This is a genomic window from Mesorhizobium sp. M0983, from assembly GCF_040318975.1.
Lineage (GTDB): Bacteria > Pseudomonadota > Alphaproteobacteria > Rhizobiales > Rhizobiaceae > Mesorhizobium.
Genome location: NZ_JAMYNH010000004.1, coordinates 376,369 through 393,675, shown reverse-complemented (window position 1 = coordinate 393,675; position 17,307 = coordinate 376,369). Strand labels below are relative to the sequence as shown.

General features: G+C 60.6%; 13 protein-coding genes and 1 pseudogene. 12 read left to right on the top strand and 2 right to left on the bottom strand.

The window, feature by feature from the left end; all coding sequences use genetic code 11:
• Nucleotides 1–5 precede the first annotated feature (5 nt).
• Genes NKH71_RS11145 through NKH71_RS11130 form a run of 4 tightly spaced genes read left to right on the top strand, consistent with a single transcriptional unit; the run spans nucleotide 6 to nucleotide 3,820 of the window.
• Complete coding sequence (locus NKH71_RS11145; protein WP_352894962.1) at nucleotides 6–941, top strand: ABC transporter permease; 936 nt, start codon at nucleotides 6–8, stop codon at nucleotides 939–941.
• Nucleotides 938–1,858 carry an ABC transporter permease gene (locus tag NKH71_RS11140; protein WP_352894960.1) on the top strand — a complete coding sequence of 307 codons (921 nt, stop codon included), beginning with the start codon at nucleotides 938–940 and terminating at the stop codon, nucleotides 1,856–1,858. Before NKH71_RS11145 ends, NKH71_RS11140 begins: the two co-directional genes overlap by 4 nt.
• Nucleotides 1,855–2,844, top strand: a complete 990-nt coding sequence (locus NKH71_RS11135) for an ABC transporter ATP-binding protein (protein ID WP_352894959.1) — start codon at nucleotides 1,855–1,857, stop codon at nucleotides 2,842–2,844. Before NKH71_RS11140 ends, NKH71_RS11135 begins: the two co-directional genes overlap by 4 nt.
• Nucleotides 2,845–2,848: 4 nt before the next feature.
• Nucleotides 2,849–3,820, top strand: coding sequence for an ABC transporter ATP-binding protein (locus tag NKH71_RS11130; protein ID WP_352894957.1), 972 nt, complete (start codon nucleotides 2,849–2,851; stop codon nucleotides 3,818–3,820).
• A 266-nt stretch (nucleotides 3,821–4,086) separates the two neighbouring features.
• Here the strand turns inward: NKH71_RS11130 and NKH71_RS11125 are convergent, their stop codons facing one another.
• Together NKH71_RS11125 and NKH71_RS11120 are read right to left on the bottom strand one after the other, a co-directional pair.
• Nucleotides 4,087–5,475 carry a M20/M25/M40 family metallo-hydrolase gene (locus NKH71_RS11125; RefSeq protein WP_352894956.1) on the bottom strand — a complete coding sequence of 463 codons (1,389 nt, stop codon included), beginning with the start codon at nucleotides 5,473–5,475 and terminating at the stop codon, nucleotides 4,087–4,089.
• Nucleotides 5,476–5,570: 95 nt separating this feature from the next.
• Nucleotides 5,571–6,770 (bottom strand): trans-sulfuration enzyme family protein, encoded by a 1,200-nt coding sequence (locus NKH71_RS11120; protein ID WP_352894954.1) that lies wholly within the window; start codon nucleotides 6,768–6,770, stop codon nucleotides 5,571–5,573.
• A gap of 113 nt (nucleotides 6,771–6,883) precedes the next feature.
• Between NKH71_RS11120 and NKH71_RS11115 the strand changes: the two genes are divergently transcribed.
• The 8 genes and pseudogenes from NKH71_RS11115 to NKH71_RS11080 all read left to right on the top strand — a co-directional run bounded on the left by NKH71_RS11115 (nucleotide 6,884) and on the right by NKH71_RS11080 (nucleotide 17,138).
• Nucleotides 6,884–7,765 carry a LysR substrate-binding domain-containing protein gene (locus NKH71_RS11115; RefSeq protein ID WP_352894952.1) on the top strand — a complete coding sequence of 294 codons (882 nt, stop codon included), beginning with the start codon at nucleotides 6,884–6,886 and terminating at the stop codon, nucleotides 7,763–7,765.
• 218 nt (nucleotides 7,766–7,983) lie between these two features.
• The gene (locus tag NKH71_RS11110) at nucleotides 7,984–9,327 is read left to right on the top strand and encodes a hemolysin family protein (RefSeq protein WP_352894951.1); all 1,344 of its coding nucleotides are present in this window, start codon (nucleotides 7,984–7,986) and stop codon (nucleotides 9,325–9,327) included.
• 605 nt (nucleotides 9,328–9,932) lie between these two features.
• Nucleotides 9,933–10,121 carry a hypothetical protein gene (locus NKH71_RS11105; protein WP_352894949.1) on the top strand — a complete coding sequence of 63 codons (189 nt, stop codon included), beginning with the start codon at nucleotides 9,933–9,935 and terminating at the stop codon, nucleotides 10,119–10,121.
• A 611-nt stretch (nucleotides 10,122–10,732) separates the two neighbouring features.
• On the top strand, nucleotides 10,733–12,733 hold the full coding sequence (gene ligD, locus NKH71_RS11100) for a DNA ligase D (RefSeq protein ID WP_352894948.1): 2,001 nt from the start codon (nucleotides 10,733–10,735) through the stop codon (nucleotides 12,731–12,733).
• Between the two features lie 185 nt (nucleotides 12,734–12,918).
• Complete coding sequence (locus tag NKH71_RS11095) at nucleotides 12,919–13,890, top strand: ArdC family protein (protein ID WP_352894946.1); 972 nt, start codon at nucleotides 12,919–12,921, stop codon at nucleotides 13,888–13,890.
• Complete coding sequence (locus NKH71_RS11090) at nucleotides 13,887–14,258, top strand: DUF2958 domain-containing protein (RefSeq protein ID WP_352894944.1); 372 nt, start codon at nucleotides 13,887–13,889, stop codon at nucleotides 14,256–14,258. The genes NKH71_RS11095 and NKH71_RS11090 overlap by 4 nt, the downstream gene beginning before the upstream one ends.
• A gap of 174 nt (nucleotides 14,259–14,432) precedes the next feature.
• Nucleotides 14,433–16,565: a ParB/RepB/Spo0J family partition protein gene (locus tag NKH71_RS11085; RefSeq protein WP_352894943.1), complete on the top strand. Its 2,133-nt coding sequence runs from the start codon at nucleotides 14,433–14,435 to the stop codon at nucleotides 16,563–16,565.
• Nucleotides 16,566–16,661: 96 nt separating this feature from the next.
• A pseudogene (locus tag NKH71_RS11080) lies at nucleotides 16,662–17,138 on the top strand (UCP036055 family protein).
• Nucleotides 17,139–17,307 lie beyond the last annotated feature (169 nt).

Below are 17,307 nucleotides of genomic sequence, written 5' to 3'. Positions count from 1 at the left end.
TGCTCATGTTTATTTATCTAAGGCGCCGATTGCGAAACTCAGCACTGCTGCTGCTGATGGCGTCAGTGTTGTGTTTCGGGCTCGTCGTGGCTGCCCCGGGAAACGTCGCGCAGCTCATCGCCGAGCTGCGCTTTCCGGGCGCATCCAAGGCTATGGTAGACCAGGTCGCGCAGGAGCTCGGGCTGAACGATCCCGTTCCTGTTCGCTATTGGCACTGGTTGCAAGGCGTCGCCCAAGGTGATTTCGGCATTGCCTATATAACCGGCGAAGATGTCGGCAAGGCCATCAAAGCAAGAGTACCAACTACGATGAAGCTCATTCTCGGGGGGAGCATCGTAACGATACTCCTCTCGGCAGCGATGGGACTGATCGGAGCGGCGTGGCCAGGACGTTTCCCCGACCACATAGTGCGGGTCATGGCTCTGCTAGGCGCGTCGACACCAGTGTTTTTCGGAGGCGCAGTTCTGATCCTGCTTTTCGCCGTGAATTTGCGATGGCTGCCCTCGTTTGGCGACAGCTCCATTTTGAGTTGGGTACTCCCCTCAATCGCGATGGCGGCACCTTCCGCTGCTGTGCTCTCTCGTGTGCTCCGGATCGGCATTTCCGAAGCGATGACACGGCCTTATGCCCTGACGGCGCGCGCGAAGGGGTTCTCGGTCCTGCATATCATGCTCCGCGACGCTTTACCCAATGCAGTTCCCGCATATGTTAGCGCGCTGGGCAACATGATCGGCTCGATGACAATCGGCGCGATCATCGTCGAACCGCTTTTCGCCTTGCACGGCATCGGCGAGCTCTTTGTAGCAGGCGTTCGCACCAGAGATTTCATGGTCATGCAGGCCTGTCTCCTGGCGTTTGTACTGTATGTCTCGCTGGTGAACCTGGTAGCCGACTTGCTGATGATTGCGGCGGATCCTAAGCTGCGGAGGCAGGTGGCATGAAGCGCTTTTGGTATTCCATCGGAGAGGCGTTCAGCAACTTTCCAAAGTCCGCACTGATTGGGGTAGCTCTGTTTCTCTTTCTCGGAGCATTCGGTTCGTGGCTGGTCCCCCACGACCCCAACCTACAGGATCTTACTGCCCGCTTCGCTGGTCCCTCAGCCGATCATTGGCTCGGGACAGACCATATCGGCCGCGATGTCTTCTCGCGCTTGATTGTATCGGCTCGAACAACAGTTGTCGCCATGACCATTGTCGTGACGTTCAAGCTCCTCATCGGAGTCACGCTGGGTACTTTCGCCGGCTTCGTCAAAGGTCGGACCGAAGAGATCCTGATGCGCTTCGTGGAACTGTTCATGGCGCTTCCGTCGCTCATCATAGCTCTCGCAATCATCGGCATGCTCGGAACGGGCTACTGGAACATGGTGCTGGCGCTGATCCTGGCGTTCTGGGCAGGTTCTACTCGCGTCGCCCGCGGCGTGGCGATCGGGATATTGAACCGGCCGCATATCGAAGCACTCCGGGTTCTTGGGGCCAGCCCGCTGCGAATCTATTTCCGTCATCTGCTTCCATCAACGGTGGGAATGGTGCTGGTCTATGTTTCAGCGGATGCAGGAGGGATTGCACTATCAATTGCGACTCTTTCGTTTCTCGGACTGGGCATACAACCGCCCACACCGGAGTGGGGGCAGATGCTCGTTGATGCGTTGCCGTACCTCGATCTCAATCCATGGATGGTACTGCTTCCCGGCTTTGCGATCACAGGAGTCGTCGTCAGCTTCAACTTGCTGGGCGAAGCGATTGCACTGAACCGTGTGCCGCGCGACTTGCGACGCTCAGTTTTGCGGCGCGGCCGGCTTGTCGCTGCGTCATGGGAACGAGCACCAATCGAAGATCCGAAAAAGCGAATTGCGACATGAGCACAGATAAAGTTCTGGAGGTCAGAGATCTCAGCGTGGATCTCTTCACCAAGAATGGTGCACTTAGGCCTGTTGACCGGGTCAGCTACAGCGTGCGCAGGGGAGAGACCCTGGCCATCGTCGGCGAGAGCGGCTCCGGCAAGACGGTGATGAACTTCGCGCCGCTCGACCTTATGCCAGTTGGGCTGGCGGTTCAGATCAGCGGTTCATTCAACATCGCCGGCACAAATATTGCAGCTTTGCCGCCTTCCAGCCTGCGCCATGTTCGCGGGAAATCGGTTGGAGTGATCTTCCAAGATCCGATGAGCGCCCTGAATCCGGTCAGGCGGGTGGGCCGACAGATCGCGGAGGTGGCGCAAAAGCAGCTTGGCTTGACCACCCGGCAAGCTGAGAAGCGCGCTGAGGAATTGCTCTCCCTGGTTGGAATGTCGGACCCAGCCCAGCGCATGAGACAATATCCTCATGAACTGTCGGGTGGTCTGCGACAGCGCGTCATGATTGCGATTGCGGTTGCGAGCGAGCCGCCTCTGCTAATCGCGGACGAGCCGACAACGGCGCTGGACGTTACGATCCAGGCGCAAATACTCAAGCTCCTGCAAAGCCTTCAGAAACAATTGAACATGGGTATCGTGCTGATCACGCACGATATGGGCGTCGTCGCCGCCATCGCGCATCAGGTCGCCGTGATGTATGCGGGACGTATTGTGGAGTACGGCCCCGTAGCTGACGTACTAGTGTCCCCCTCCCATCCTTATACTTGTGGTTTGGTCGACGCGATTCCAAGAGAGGAAGATCCTTCCGGTTCACCCTTCAGGGGAATTGCCGGGCTTCCGCCGATCATGGGAGCACCTCTGGAGGCATGCGCATTCGCCGAGCGGTGTGCATTTACCCAGCCGGTTTGTCGCAACGGGCGCCCCCAACTGCACTCCATCCCGCAATCACTTGTTTCGATGGCGTGCACTGTAAAATACGAGCAACTGAGGTAGGGCAGTGAAAAGCATCCTTGAGGTAAAAGACCTGACCACCCGCTATAGAAGCGGGGAGCGGGACAAATGGATCACTGCCGTCGATAACGTTTCAGTTCACCTAAATGCCGGCGAGATCGTCGGCCTTGTAGGCGAATCCGGGTGCGGCAAATCCTCTCTCGGACGAACCATAGTTGGTCTCGAAAATCATCAACACGGCAGCGTGGTGCTGGACGGCACCGACCTTTCAACCCTCCGGGGGCGCGCGCTACGAGATCGACGACGTACAATCCAGTATATCTTTCAAGATCCCTATGCCAGCCTGTCCGAACGGCAGACCGTCGGTGAGACCCTAGCCGAGGCACTTGTCATTGCCGGCAAGGTGTCCGCCAAGCAAATCGATGCCAAGGTCGGCAAGTTGCTCGACCAGGTTGGTTTACCCTCCCAAATGAATAGCCGGTTTCCTCGCGAACTGTCGGGTGGACAAAGGCAGCGGGTCGCAATCGCCAGGGCCTTGGCGGTCGAACCGAAGGTGTTGATATGCGATGAGCCTGTGTCCGCTCTTGACCTGTCAATCCGGGCTCAAGTCATGAATCTCTTCTTGGAGCTGCAGCGTGATCTAGGGGTGGCGATGCTTTTTATTGCTCACGACCTAGCGCTGGTTCGACAGGCCGTGACGCGGCTCTATGTGATGTATCTCGGGAAAATCGTCGAGGAGGGTACGAGTGAGGAGGTCTATCGCACACCACAGCATCCCTACACCCGGGCTCTGCTAGCTTCGGTTCTGCAATCGGATCCTCGTGTTGCCGCTGAACGGGGAATTGTCACGCTGGCGGGCGAAATCCCCAGCCCGATCAATCCTCCCTCCGGTTGCCGGTTCCACTCGCGGTGTCCGATTGCGCAGAGCATTTGTTCGCAGACCCCTCCCGAGATGAAGAGCGGCGGCCGCGGACGTCAGTTCGCGTGTCATTTCGACACCGAGTTAAAAGTGGCCTGACTGACAAAATAGAAAATGCGCTTCACGAATAGATGTGAGGTGAACCAATTGCGCATCAGAAGTTCAGTCTTTGGCGTAGTTCTCTTCCGGCGTCCGGGAGCGGTGGACTCGAAGAATTGTGCACCGCTGGTTAGTTAACGTCGGTCTGGAAGGGGCCGCATGGCTGAAAATGAACCCAGCCACGTCGCGTTCGACACGCGGCGGGCGGCAGGGCGCCGAGATCCCTGGCGGTATGGAACCGCTTGTCGCTCCGGCTTTCGCCAAGGCTATTGCCGCCGATCGCTTTCCAGTTCGGACAGGATGCGCGCCCAGCTTCGAATTCCTTTCCGGAGCCGCTCCACGTCATAGCGTTCATTCGGAGCATGAATGGCATCATCGGCGAGGATGAAGCCGGTAACAATGCAATCTATGCCAAGGCGATCGGTCAGAAATCCCACGAGTGGCACCGCGCCGCCGGTTCCCTTGATCAGGGTCGGCTCCGGCCATTCGGCATCAAGCGCGCGCGCCGTGGCTGCGATGAATCGGCTGGCTTCGTTTACCGACACTGCGGAGCTTCCACCGGCGCCATCAAATTCCACATGGCAACCGTCAGGAAGGCGCGTTTCGACAAACCTCCTGAACAAAGATCTGATGCGCTCGGGCTTCTGCTCGTCGACGAGCCGGAATGACAGTCGGGCCGTGGCCGACGAAGGAAGGACTGATCGTTCGCCGGGTCCAGTATTGCCACCGACTACGCCGTTGAAATCAATGCCGGGCCGACTCCACATCAACTCGATCGCGCCATGCCCGCCTTCCTGGACGGCTCCGCAGACCGAGACGCCGGCAAGAGCTTCTTTGAGATCAAGAGACCGCCATTGCTCCCGCAGCCTTGCAGGCACAGGCCGGACGCCATCATAAAAGCCATCGATCGTGACCCGCCCCTCGTCATCATGAATAGAGGCCAGAATCTTGGCGAGTATCCGCACCGGATTGGCCGCTACATTCCCGTAATGGCCGGAATGCAGGTCGCCATTGGGCGCGACGATCGTGATCTTCTCGTGTAACAATCCCTTCAGACGCGTCGTGATGGCCGGCCTGGTCGGAGACCACATGTCACTGTCGCTGATGAAGGCAACATCGCAGGCAAGTTCGTCGCCATGCGTATCGATAAAGGCGGGAAGGCTGGGAGAACCCGTTTCCTCCTCTCCCTCCAAGAGCACCGTCACATTGACCGGAAACCCGCCTTGGGTCTCCTTCCAGGCGCGCAGTGCCTCCAGAACGGACCAGACCTGGCTCTTGCTGTCCGACGCCCCACGCGCGTAAATCCGCGTAAGGCCGTCCTCGTCCCTACAAGCCGGTTCGAATGGCGGTGTCCGCCATGCATCGAGGGGTTCTACTGGCTGCACATCGTAGTGACCGTAGAGCAGGACCCTCAGGTAACCGTCTCGCTGCCATGACTTGCCCATAACCAAGGGATGACCATCGGTCGTAATAAGCTGTGTCTCAAGGCCCAGGCCTGCCAGTTCGGACCGAAGCCACTCTGCGCAGGCGGCAATTCCTTCTCTGCCCTCCGGCTGGCTGGACACGGATGGGAAGGCCAGAAATTGTACAAACTTGTCAATCGAGGCGGGCAAGTTGGCTTCTATATGGTCAAGGATGAGATCGATGTCGCTCATTGGAGCTCCGATGGATTGGCTGCGGCTGACGGCATCGTTCATTCCATTCGATACTACGCTGTGCTCAATGCGTTCGAAAAAGCTATATGTCGGGTTCAGCCGCCGACGGCGGTGCGCGGCTCAATTCTCTCGCTTTCGGTGAGCGCCGCGAAGAAGCGCGTCAAATCATCCTTGAGGTCGTCGGGATGTTCCAGCCCCACGCTCAAGCGAAAGAGGTAGTCCGGCCCCGTCCAGGGCCGCACGGTTCGCAGAGCCTTCACGGAGGATGGCGCGATCAGGCTCTTGGTTCCTCCCCATGACGCGCCAATGGAGATCAACTGTAGGGAATCCAGAGCGACAAATGCCCGGTCTGCGTACTGCTCCTTCAGCGTGAAAGTGAAGACACCGCAGGCACCGCTGAAATCGCGCTTCCAGATTTCGTGACCGGGATTCCCGGGCAGGGCAGGGTGGATCACCATTTCCACACATGGATGTCCGGCGAGCCAAGGCGCGATCTGAAGGGCGGAGGCATTGGACCTCTCGAGACGCACAGTCAGGGTCTCTATCCCGCGAGCCAGAAGGACACAGTCATCCGGCGATGTTCCAATGCCCAGTCTCCCCAGACAGGCTTTGAGTTTCAGCCCCAAGGCTTCATCCCTTGTGGTGATCGAACCCAGGACTAAGTCGGAGTGGCCGGAGAAATGTTTGCTTAGAGCCTCCGCAACAATATCCACTCCATGGCGGATCGGCCTGAAGTTGAGTGGAGTAGCCCATGTGTTGTCGCACCCGACGAGTGCTCCTTTGGCATGGGCCATCAGGACGATCGCCGGAATGTCCTGCATCTCCAACGTTATCGACCCTGGAGACTCTGTCCACACAAGGCGCGTGCGGACATTGATAAGTGAGTCTAGAGCGCGCAAATCGAGCGGATCGTAGAAGACGGCCTCAATGCCAAGCGCCGCCAGCTCATGCGTGGCAAAGTCGCGCACAGGGCCATACACCGTATCGGGTATGAGTACCCGCTCGCCTGTGGCTACAAGGGCCAGTATGGAGCAAGTGACAGCGGCCTGACCGGAAGGCACCAAAACCGTGCGGGCGCCCTCTTGCAGTTCGGTGATTTTCTTCTCCAGGTACCGGTGGGTGGGCGTTCCATAAAGTCCGTAAACATAGCCGTCAGCGCTGCGCTCGAACCGGGCTGCGAAAGACGCGGCATCGGGATACCTTATTGTGGAGGCGCGATGTATTGGCACGGTCAGGCTGTCATATCCTTCCAGGCTGACCGACACCCTCGTTACCGACCTTGTGTCATCACGCATTGTAGATCGCTCCGTTACGACGCCATTGTTGACACGCGGGGACATATCCCGTCCAATACCAAAGGACGGCACTTCTATGCTTTTCAGTTATGGGACTCCGCATGGATGTTCGGTTGATCGAAACTTACCAGGCGGTCATGACCTACGGCACGACCTCGCGGGCCGCAGAGATTCTGGGGATCTCCCAGCCCGCCGTCAGCAAGGCGATAATGTCGCTGGAGCGTTCAATCGGCTTTAAGCTGTTCGACCGGGAAAAAGGGCGCATGATACCCTCAGCAGAAGGGCAGCTGTTCTTCCGCGAGGTTCAGATATCGCTAGCAGGTTTGGCCAAGCTGCGAAGTGCGGCAGCCCGCATCCGCGACTACGGTTCGGGCGACATCCGCGTCGCGTGCCTTTCGGCCTTCAGCACGAACCTGCTACCGAATGCCATCGCCAGATTCCGACAGAAGAACCCCAAAGTAGCCGTTTCGCTCTATGTCAGCGGTTCCTCGTCGATTCGAGACATGATCGCCGCGAACCAGCTCGACGTCGCGATCACTGCGGATGAAATCGACACAAACGGAGTTGAGGCGATGCCGTTCGCGGAAATCCCGGCTACCCTAGCTATTCCTCCCGGACATCCGCTGGCCGAAAAAGAAGTAGTGCATCCCGCCGATCTTGATCGCCTTCCTTTCGTCGCATTGGCTCCCGAGGATACGACCCGCCACGAAGCCGAAGCCATCTTCGCGAAATACGGCGTGGCCCCCCAGGTGGTGGTTGAGACTGCCTATTCATCGACGGTATGCGCGTTGGTTCTAGCAGGAGTCGGCTGTGGCATTGTCGACCCGGTAACTGCCACTGGATACATTGAGCGGGGTGTGACATTGCGGCCGCTGGTCCCATCAGTAAGCTTCAGAACGCTGATGCTGTTTCCAAATCAGAAGAAATCGAGAATAGTCATCGAGATGGCCGACGCATTGATAAAGGAGCGTTCAAGGTTGTCCGGGCTATGGTGAGCTTCACTGCCACAGATGCAAGTTGCGACAGAAACCGAGCTTTCAATTCCTGTTCGACTTGCTGCGTTGTAGACGATCCAATGGCTGCGGAAGACCAACAGCCCGCATCCATGCTACCCTGATGGCTCCGCAATGATGTTCAAGGCCGAAACGGCGGTTGCGCGATAGCGCCAAATACGCTTCAGAGATGACCGTAGCTTTTTCATGCAGAGGATATCATGCCGGCGGACGATGGTAGTCTACGCGACATTCTTGGGATTTTCTTGGTTCTCGTACTCGTAGGCGCAAACGGCTTCTTTGTCGCCGCCGAATTTGCCCTCGTAGCGGTTAGACGCAGCCGCGTCGACGAGCTTGCAACTGCCGGGCGCTTGAACGCCGGGCGGCTTCAAAAAGCCTTGGTCAATCTGGATGCCAATCTTGCCGCGACCCAACTCGGCATCACCATTTCATCACTGGCGCTCGGCTGGGTTGGTGAACCCGCACTTGCCCATCTGATCGAGCCACTTCTCTTGGGACTAATGGGATCCCTGGCCACGGCAGCTTCGCACACGATCGCCGTCGCAATCGCCTTCATCATCATAACCGCTCTTCACATTGTCCTGGGCGAGTTGGCGCCGAAAAGCCTGGCGCTCCAGCGCAGCGAGGGCACCGCGCTCTGGGTCGTACGCCCGCTTGGTCTGTTTCTGTTTCTGCTGAGGCCGGCGATCCTGGCTCTGAACGGTCTCGGCAATCTGGTGCTGCGTCTCTGCGGTCTGCGCCCAGGCACAGGGGAGGAGTCCTTGCATTCGCCCGAAGAGCTGAAGCTGCTCGTGGCGGCAAGCCATGAGGCAGGGCTGCTCCACCAGACTCAACAGGAACTTGTCGAGCGTGTCTTCAACATCGGCGACCGCAGGATCGCGGATATCATGACACCGCGACGTGATATCGACTGGATCGACGCTGGCGACAGCCCGGACGAGATTCTGCGCACCATCCGCGAATGTCGCCATGAGCAGCTTCTGGTTGGCCGTGGCGGGATCGACGAGCCGCTCGGCATGATCCTGAAGAAGGATCTCCTTGACCAGGTGCTCGATGGAAAAACCCTCGATCCGATGGCGGTTATCCGCGAACCCGTGATCGTCCACGAAGGAACGCAAATCTTCCGCGTGCTCGATCAGTTCAAGCGGGCGCCGGTGCGCCTGGCGATCGTCATCGACGAATATGGCGCACTGGAGGGGATCGTCACCCAGACCGATCTGCTCGAAGCCATTGCAGGCGACCTTCCGGACCTGGATGGTGAAGACCCCGATGTCGTCGAGCGTGATGACGGCTCCCTGCTGATCGACGGTATGATGCTGGCGCACGATGCTTTCGCTCTCCTCGGCTTTCGATCAAGGGCGGCAGAGGGCGATTTTCACACGATCGCCGGGTTCGCCCTGTCTCGGCTCGGGCATCTTCCGGAAGCTGGCGAGCACTTCGACTACGAGGGCTGGCGCTTCGAGATTCTCGATATGGACGGAAGGCGGATCGACAAGCTGCTCGCTCGCCGCGAGTCGCCTACATCCAAACCTGCAGCCATTTGAGACCAAATGCAAGGGGGCCAGTATATCTGTCGCCCCACAGGATCGCTGACGTGCCATTGGCGATCTGGAAGGTCAGGAAGCGCATCTCGCAGATACTGCGACCTCAAGCCGCCTGCGAGGATAGAGTTGCTTCCGTTCCGGCGAGGTGTCTGGACGCTCGGCTTGCAACTCGATCAGGTCCATGACTTGATGGTGTCCTCCGGCCAGCCCCCACAACATGCCACCGCCGCAGTCCGTCTGCTTCCAACCAAACTGTGGCAGCCCGGTTCTGCTCTTCGATAGGCTTTGTCATCTTCTGAAAAGCCTTTGATATCCCGCCTTCCAGAGCACACAGCATCCCGCACCTTGCAAGCTTTAATGCCGGCGCGTTCAAACACTGCTTCGGCTGCCGCGATGCCGTGCAAGCTGTGTGGCTGTGTTGCATCCTCGATATTCAAGCGAAGTGCCATGGTTCGCCTTTCTATATCCAGCCTGTCAATGTGAACAAAATGGGAACAAATGGTCAAGCATGCCCTTGACGGGAGAGGAAAATGTTCCTTATTTCGGCGTGATCTTGAGCAGCAAAGGACCATGGTTCAGCGGCAATCGCGCTGGCCGGCGAAGCTATGGCGAAAACAGCGGAAGACAATTTTCGAATCGAGGTCTGGGATTGCGAGGAGCAGGCGTTGTCGGAAACCATTTCGCGCTCCCCCGATTCAACCGTGAGGCAGGCGGCTTGGCAAGCTGCCATCCGGCGCCGGCCGGGCATGTTGCTTATCCACTACAACAGTCGGCATGTGATGGAGAAATCCTGACACCAGGCGAGGTCAAGGTCTCACCGCAGGCCATCATCGATGGTACCGTTCACGCTGGCCTCGATGTGGCGCTGGGCGATCTTCGCGAGTGGCATGTGTTGCGAGCTTGGTGCAAATCCTGTTCGCACCATGCAACGGTAAAGCCAGCCGGCCTCATTGAGCGCTATGGAAAAGGCGCTCTATTCAGTTCGGTCGAACGAGCGCTCTTCTGCACAAGTTGTGACAGGGGAGGGCCTGTCAGGCTGGAAATCCACAAGCTCCGACGCTGAGGGTGAACGGAGGCAAGCCATTTTGTCTAGGACAACCCGGCTCGGGTTGGACAGCCAACCGCGGTCACCGGCCGGCATTGTCGGCTCCGGAAACGCGCCCGATCTCCGCCTGTGGCTTCGATGCAAAATATGCGGACCACCGCGGACGGGGACAGTCGGTCCCGCGTCCGGTCCTGCGGCCGGCGCTATGCTGACGCTCCTGCGGCTGTCCCGTTCACCGTCCGCGGCGAGGGCGAATTTCCTCCGTCCTGCGCGCGCCAATCATCCGCTGTTGCGGACGCGCGCAGGACTGCGGCTTATACGCCGTTCTTCCTTTGAGGGCCGACGGTCGCCGGCGCGGGAATGCTTGGCAGGGAACCGAATCCCAGGCAGGGTATTGAATCGGACTATGTATCCGAATTCCACATGTCGGCTGTAGGTAGCACCCCTAGCAAAAGGCGCACACGGCGCAGAGACTCAGAATCTATCGCGACCTATCTGCTGCCGGAGTTTCGGTCCTTCCAGCTCTGCACACTAACAGACGACATACCGGTGGGCAGAGATTGGCTCTTCGAGATGAAGTTCGACGGCTATCGTGCCCAAGTTGCCATCTCCGGCTCGAAAGTCGTCGTCTATACCCGCAATGGCCACGATTGGACCCGACAGTTCAAGGTCATCCTGCCGCCGCTTCAGAGCCTGACCAAAGGCGCGGTTCTGATCGATGGTGAAATCGTCGCCATCGACAGCCAGGGCCGCACGAACTTCTCCATGCTGAAAACCGGCATTGCCGCGGGTATGCCCCTCAAGTTCTACGCCTTCGATCTGCTTGAATTCGATGGCGAAGATCTGTCGAACCAGCCGCTCCTCGAGCGCAAGGCACAACTTGAGTCCCTGCTGGGCGCGCGCCGCCCAGAGGACAGCCTGCAATTCTCCAGCCACATCGTCGACCAGGGCAGAAGGGTGTTCGACGCCATGTGCGAGGGCGGCCACGAAGGCGTCATCGCCAAGCGCGCCGACAGCTCCTACGTCGGCGACCGCACCGGGAGTTGGCTCAAGATCAAGTGCACGAAGCGACAGGAATTCGTCGTCGGCGGCTACCGCCCAAGTGACACAGGACGTGGCATGGCATCGTTGATCCTCGGCACTTACGAGAATGGCAACCTCATCTATCGCGGCCGCGTCGGCACGGGGTTCACCGCGGCGATACGCAAGGACATCCTCACGAAGCTCGAGAAACGCCGTGTTGAGAAACCGGCTTTCGTTTCCGTTCCGAGAGACATTGCCCGCCGTGCCCGGTGGGTGAAGCCCGAGCTAGTTGCCGAAGTCACCTATGCCGAAGTGACACCGGACGGCAGCTTGCGACATCCAAGCTTTGAGGGCATGCGCGAAGATAAGCGAGCCGACCAAGTGGTAATGGAAATGCCGAAGACACCGGCAACTCTTGGCTCCGCCAATCTCGATCCCGGAATCGGCAAGGAGATCGCCGCCGCTGTCGGCGTCAAGCTGACGCATCCAGACAAGGTCATGTATCCCGGGACCAAGGTGACCAAGGCCACGCTCGCCGCCTACTACGCCGTGGTCGCCGAGAAGATGCTGCCGCACATCCAGGATCGACCGCTGTCGCTGGTGCGCGATACCGATGGCGACCTGCAGCAGACCTTCTTTCAGAAGCACAGACTGCCCGGCATGCCCAAGGCCATCCATGACGGCCAGTTGGAGAAGATGTCCGGGAAGGAAAGCCGCATCTTGTGGGTCGATGACCTGGCTGGGCTGATCGCAGGCGTCCAGATGAACGTGCTCGAATTCCACATCTGGGGAAGCCGGCGCCAGCAGCCGGATCTGCCGCATCGCATGATCTTCGACATCGACCCCGACGAAGGCTTGGGCTTCACTGCCGTCAAGCAGGCAGCCCTCGACATTCGAGGCATTCTGGAAGCGCTTGGACTGCAGTCGTGGCCGTTGCTGTCCGGCGGCAAGGGCGTTCATGTGGTCGTGCCGCTCGTCCCCGAGGCAGACTGGGACGAGGTCAAGAGCTTCTGCCAAGACTACGCCGAACTACTGGCCCGTACAGATCCGTCGCGCTTCGTCGCCAACATGAGCAAGGCGAAGCGCAAGGGCCGAATATTTCTCGATTACCTGCGCAACGGCCAGGGCTCCACTGCAATCTGTCCCTGGTCCACTCGGGCACGCGCGGGGGCGGCGTGCGCGGTGCCCGTCAGTTGGAAGGAGTTGCCCTCCTGCGAAAGCGCCAACGGTTTCGATGTTTTCGCCGCCGCCGCGCGGGCTCAGTTGCCCGAAGCCTGGGAGGGCTATTTCGACGTCGAACAAACGCTTACCGATCGCATCCGCCACGCAGTCCGGTAGCAATAACCAAACTAGATGGTTGGCGACATTTGATTTGGCGCGGACCGCCTTTGCCCAAATTCGAAAGCGTCCCCCTTCTATGGGAGGTCCCCGCAACGCCGTCTAGAGTGAGAGTACGGACCGGTTTGCCGTGACGGGTTGAGGGCTGGAGGAGAGGCCTCCGGCGCCCGTCGCGGAGAACCGCGATGTCCAGACATTACGCTCGCGCCGGCGCCGACCGGACAAGCCTCTATGACGATATCACCAACAAGATCATCGCGGAGCTGGAAGCCGGCCGCTTCCCCTGGGTGCAGCCCTGGGGAACGACGGCGGGGCAAGCGCCCCTCGCCATGCCGGCCAATGCCACGACTGGCCGCGCCTATTCCGGGATCAACGTGCTGATCCTGTGGGGTGCGGTCGTAGAGCATGGCTTTCCCGTCCAAAGCTGGCTGACTTTCCGCCAGGCGCTATCGCTGGGCGGCCATGTCCGCAAGGGCGAACACGGGACCACCGTCGTCTATGCTGACCGCTTCATTCCTGACGACGAGAAGCATCGCGCGCGGGAAACCGGCGAGGCAGCACAGGCCATACCGTTCCTTAAGCGCTTCACCGTGTTCAACGTCGCGCAATGCGAAAATCTGCCAGACGATCTGGCCGCGGCTCCGCCTGCACCGGAACCCGGACTGATCGAGCCTACAGTCGAGGCGCTGATCAAGGCGACAGGTATCGATTTCCGCATCGGTGGCAGCAGTGCCTATTATGTGCCGGCGCAGGACTACGTGCGGGTGCCGCCCCCGCAGGCCTATTTCGAGACCATCGACTGGCACCGCACCGCCCTGCACGAGCTTGGCCATGCGACCGGCCATCCCTCCCGCGTCGGCCGTGACCTCGGCGGCGCCTTCGGCACCAAGAGATATGCTTTCGAGGAACTGGTCGCAGAGATGAACGCAGCCTTCTGCTGCGCCTCGCTTGGCATCGTGCCAACCGTGCGCCACGCCGACTACCTGGCCTCCTGGCTCGAGGTCCTGCGCGAAGACAACCGCGCCATCGTTCGTGCCGCCTCCCAGGCCAGCAAGGCGGCCGACTGGCTGCTCGCCTTCCTGCCGCAACCTGACGGTGCAGCCAAGGCAGGCCCGGCCGACGTCGATGAGGCCGAGATCGAGAGGAGGGCGGCGTGATCCTCCTCACCGACGAACTGCGCAAACGCCTGCTGGCCAATGGCCGCGAGCGCAACGCCAATCACGTACCGGTCGTGAAGCTCTTCAATCCGCTCGACGAAGGAACCTGGCTCGCAACCGAGCTGAGTGCCGATGGTGTCACCATGTTCGGTCTCGCCGGTCTCGGATATCCCGAGCAGGGCAGTTTCTCGCTCTTCGAGATGACGTCGGTCCGGCTGCCTATCGGCATGGGCATCGAGCGCGACATCCTCTTTACCACCGACCTACCGATTTCGGTCTGGGCAGAGGCCGCCCGCCGGGCCGGAAGCCTTCGCGACGCGGAACGCATCCTCTACCACGCCGCCCAGTCTGGCCGAGACGGCGCGTGAGATCTCAGCTTGAAATCCGCAAAGCCGCAGATGCGCAAAGCCGTGTCTGCGGCCCTGTCCCCTTCGGATCTTCGGTGTGCGGCGCAGTCCTCAGAGTGAGAGGGCTGCGCCCGTCTCTTTTGACGGGTTTGGAGGTCGAGAGAGTCTCGGCCGCCCGTCGCGGAGATAGTCCACATGGCTACGCCCAAGCAGAAGATCACCCTCAACGCTTCACGTGACATCCCCTTCCACAAGCTGATGCTGAGCCAGTCCAATGTCCGGCGCATCAAGCGCGGGGAAACGATAGAGGACCTCGCCGCGTCGATCGCACGGCGCGGCCTGCTCCAGAGCCTCAACGTCCGGCCAGTGTTGGATGGCGAGGGTAACGAGACCGGCATGTTTGAGGTGCCGGCTGGTGGGCGCCGCTATCGCGCGCTGGAACTGCTGGTCAAGCAGAAGCGCATGATCAAGACCGAGCCAGTTCCCTGCGTCGTCAGCGACGCCCACAGCGCGGTCCCGATCGAGGAGGATTCGCTGGCCGAGAATTTTCAGCGCGAAGATTTACATCCCCTGGATATGTTCCGGGCCTTCCAGACCTTGCACGACCAAGGCGCCAGCCACGAGGAGATTGCGGCACGCTTCTTCGTGTCCGCTACCTTTGTCCAGCAGCGCCTGCGGCTCGCAAAAGTTTCGCGCAAGCTGCACGAGGTCTACGAGCAGGAGGGCATGCAGCTCGAGCAGCTCATGGCCTTTACCGTGACCGACGATCACGCCCGTCAGGAGCAGGTCTGGGAGGCGCTCGAAAACTCCTGGTCGAAGGAGCCGCAGCAGATCCGGCGCCTACTGACGGAGACCACGGTGCGCGCGAGCGATCGCCGGGCGCTGTTCGTCGGTGTCGAGGCCTATGTCGCCGCCGGCGGCGTGGTGCTGCGTGACCTGTTCGAGGCCGACAATGGCGGCTGGCTGCAGGACCCGGCTCTGCTCGACCGCTTGGTCCGCGACAAGCTGAAGTCGATCGCCGACGAAATCGCGGCGGAGGGCTGGAAGTGGATCGTGGTCGATGTCGATCTGCCTTATGGCCATAATCACGGTCTGCGGGCACTGGCCGGCGCCCCCGTCGATCTGACCGACGCGGAGTGGGCGGAACGCGAAGCCCTGCGCGCGGAGTACGAACGGCTGGAAGCCGAGTATGGCGAATCCGACGAACTCCCCGACGCGGTCGATCAACGTCTCGGCGAGATCGAGTCTGTGCTGGAGGCGTTCGAGAGCCGCCCGATGAACTACGATCCCGCCGATATCGGCCGCGCCGGTGCCTTCATCAGCATCGACCGTGACGGTGACCTGGTCGTCGATCGCGGATATGTGCGCCTCGAGGACGAAGCGTCGGAAGCGGTCGACGGCGACGCCGCCGAGCCCGGCGGTGTGACCGGGAGCGAGGATGGCAGCGACGACCCTTCGGTTCGCCGCGCCACCATCACCATCGGCGCGCAAACGTCCGAGCCCGATGAGGATGACGGCGACGCCATCAAGCCGCTGCCCGAACGCCTGGTGATCGAGCTCACCGCGTATCGCACGTTGGCGCTGCGCAATGCCGTGGCCGAGAACCAGCATGTGGCCATCACGGCGCTGTTGCATCGGCTCGTCCTCGACACCTTCGGTCATCGCTCCGCGACCGGCTGCCTCGAGGCGTTCGTCCGACATGTCCACCTGCCGACGCAAGACGCCGAGCTGAAAGACAGCCCCGCGGCCAAGGCGATCGACGAACGCCATGAGGCGTGGAAGGGCGACATTCCGCTCGGTGACGACCAGACTCTGTGGGCTTGGCTCGACAGTCTCGATGAAGCCAGTCAGCACACACTGCTGGCGCATTGCGTCAGCTATGGGATCAACGCGCTTTTCGAGCGACCTAACCCCTATGGCAGCGGCGTTTCCCAGCACGGGCTGGAGCAGCGCTTGCGCGAAGCCGACCGGCTCTCCCACGCCACCGGGCTCGACATGGTGGATGCGGGCTGGCGGCCGACGGTCGATAATTATCTCGGCCGGGTCACCAAGTCCCGCATCCTCGAAGCCGTGCGCGAAGGTGCCGGCGAGCAGGCGGCTCAACTCATCGACCACCTCAAGAAGGGCGACATGGCCAAGGAGGCCGAACGCCTCCTTGCCGATAGTGGCTGGCTACCCGAACCGCTCCGTCTGATCGATCATGACGCACCGCCCGCGCAGCCGGGCGAGGGCGAGGAACCTGACCTGCCCGAATTCCTCGCCGGCGATGACGAAGACGACTCGGCGGCAGCCGATGAGGTCATCGCACACGCTGTCGCTGCCGAATAGCACCCATCGACGGGGCGACTCCGGTCGCCCCGTTCCCCTTCACCTCACCCTCATGGCCCGACGCCCTGTCGGGCCTTTTCGTTTCAGGAGACATCCATGTCCGCCCACATCGTCTATGACAACGCCCCGCTCGGCTCGCTGATCCAGTACTCGGACGGCACCCCCAAACCGCCCGCGCGCTTTACCCGCAAGCTCGCCGACTGAGCCCGTCGCAACGGCCTCGGCCGTCTGGTCCGCAAGGCATCGCCGCGCGACCGTCCGACCTACAGCGCACCGGCCTCGATCACGCTCAACGAAGGGAACTTCTCCTCCGGCGGCGTCATCCTCGTGACGGTCATGCGAACCTACTCGGTCGACAGCGACCTCAGCTTCAAGATCGTCGAGCAGCCCGGTATCGGCATGGTCCGGGTCCTGCAGCAGATCGGCGACCACGACGAGTTGTTGCACCTCGCCGAGAGCCGGAAGGCGGCCGCACTCTGGTTGGCCAAGACCGGGTACCGCAATGCGCGTCTTGAAGACGTCACCGCCGACGAAGTCGGCGCCGACGTCGTCGAGGGGCGGGCGGCGGCGTAACCGCGAAACATCACACCTGCACGCATGGACATCAACCTCGACCCGCCACGGCCGGGGCTCGGAGACGAACGCCGGGCCGCCCGTTTTTTTAGGAGCAGCAAATGCTGCAATTCACCATCGAGACGACGTACCACCTGCCAGTGTTCCGGCATTCAACCTATTTGGCTGA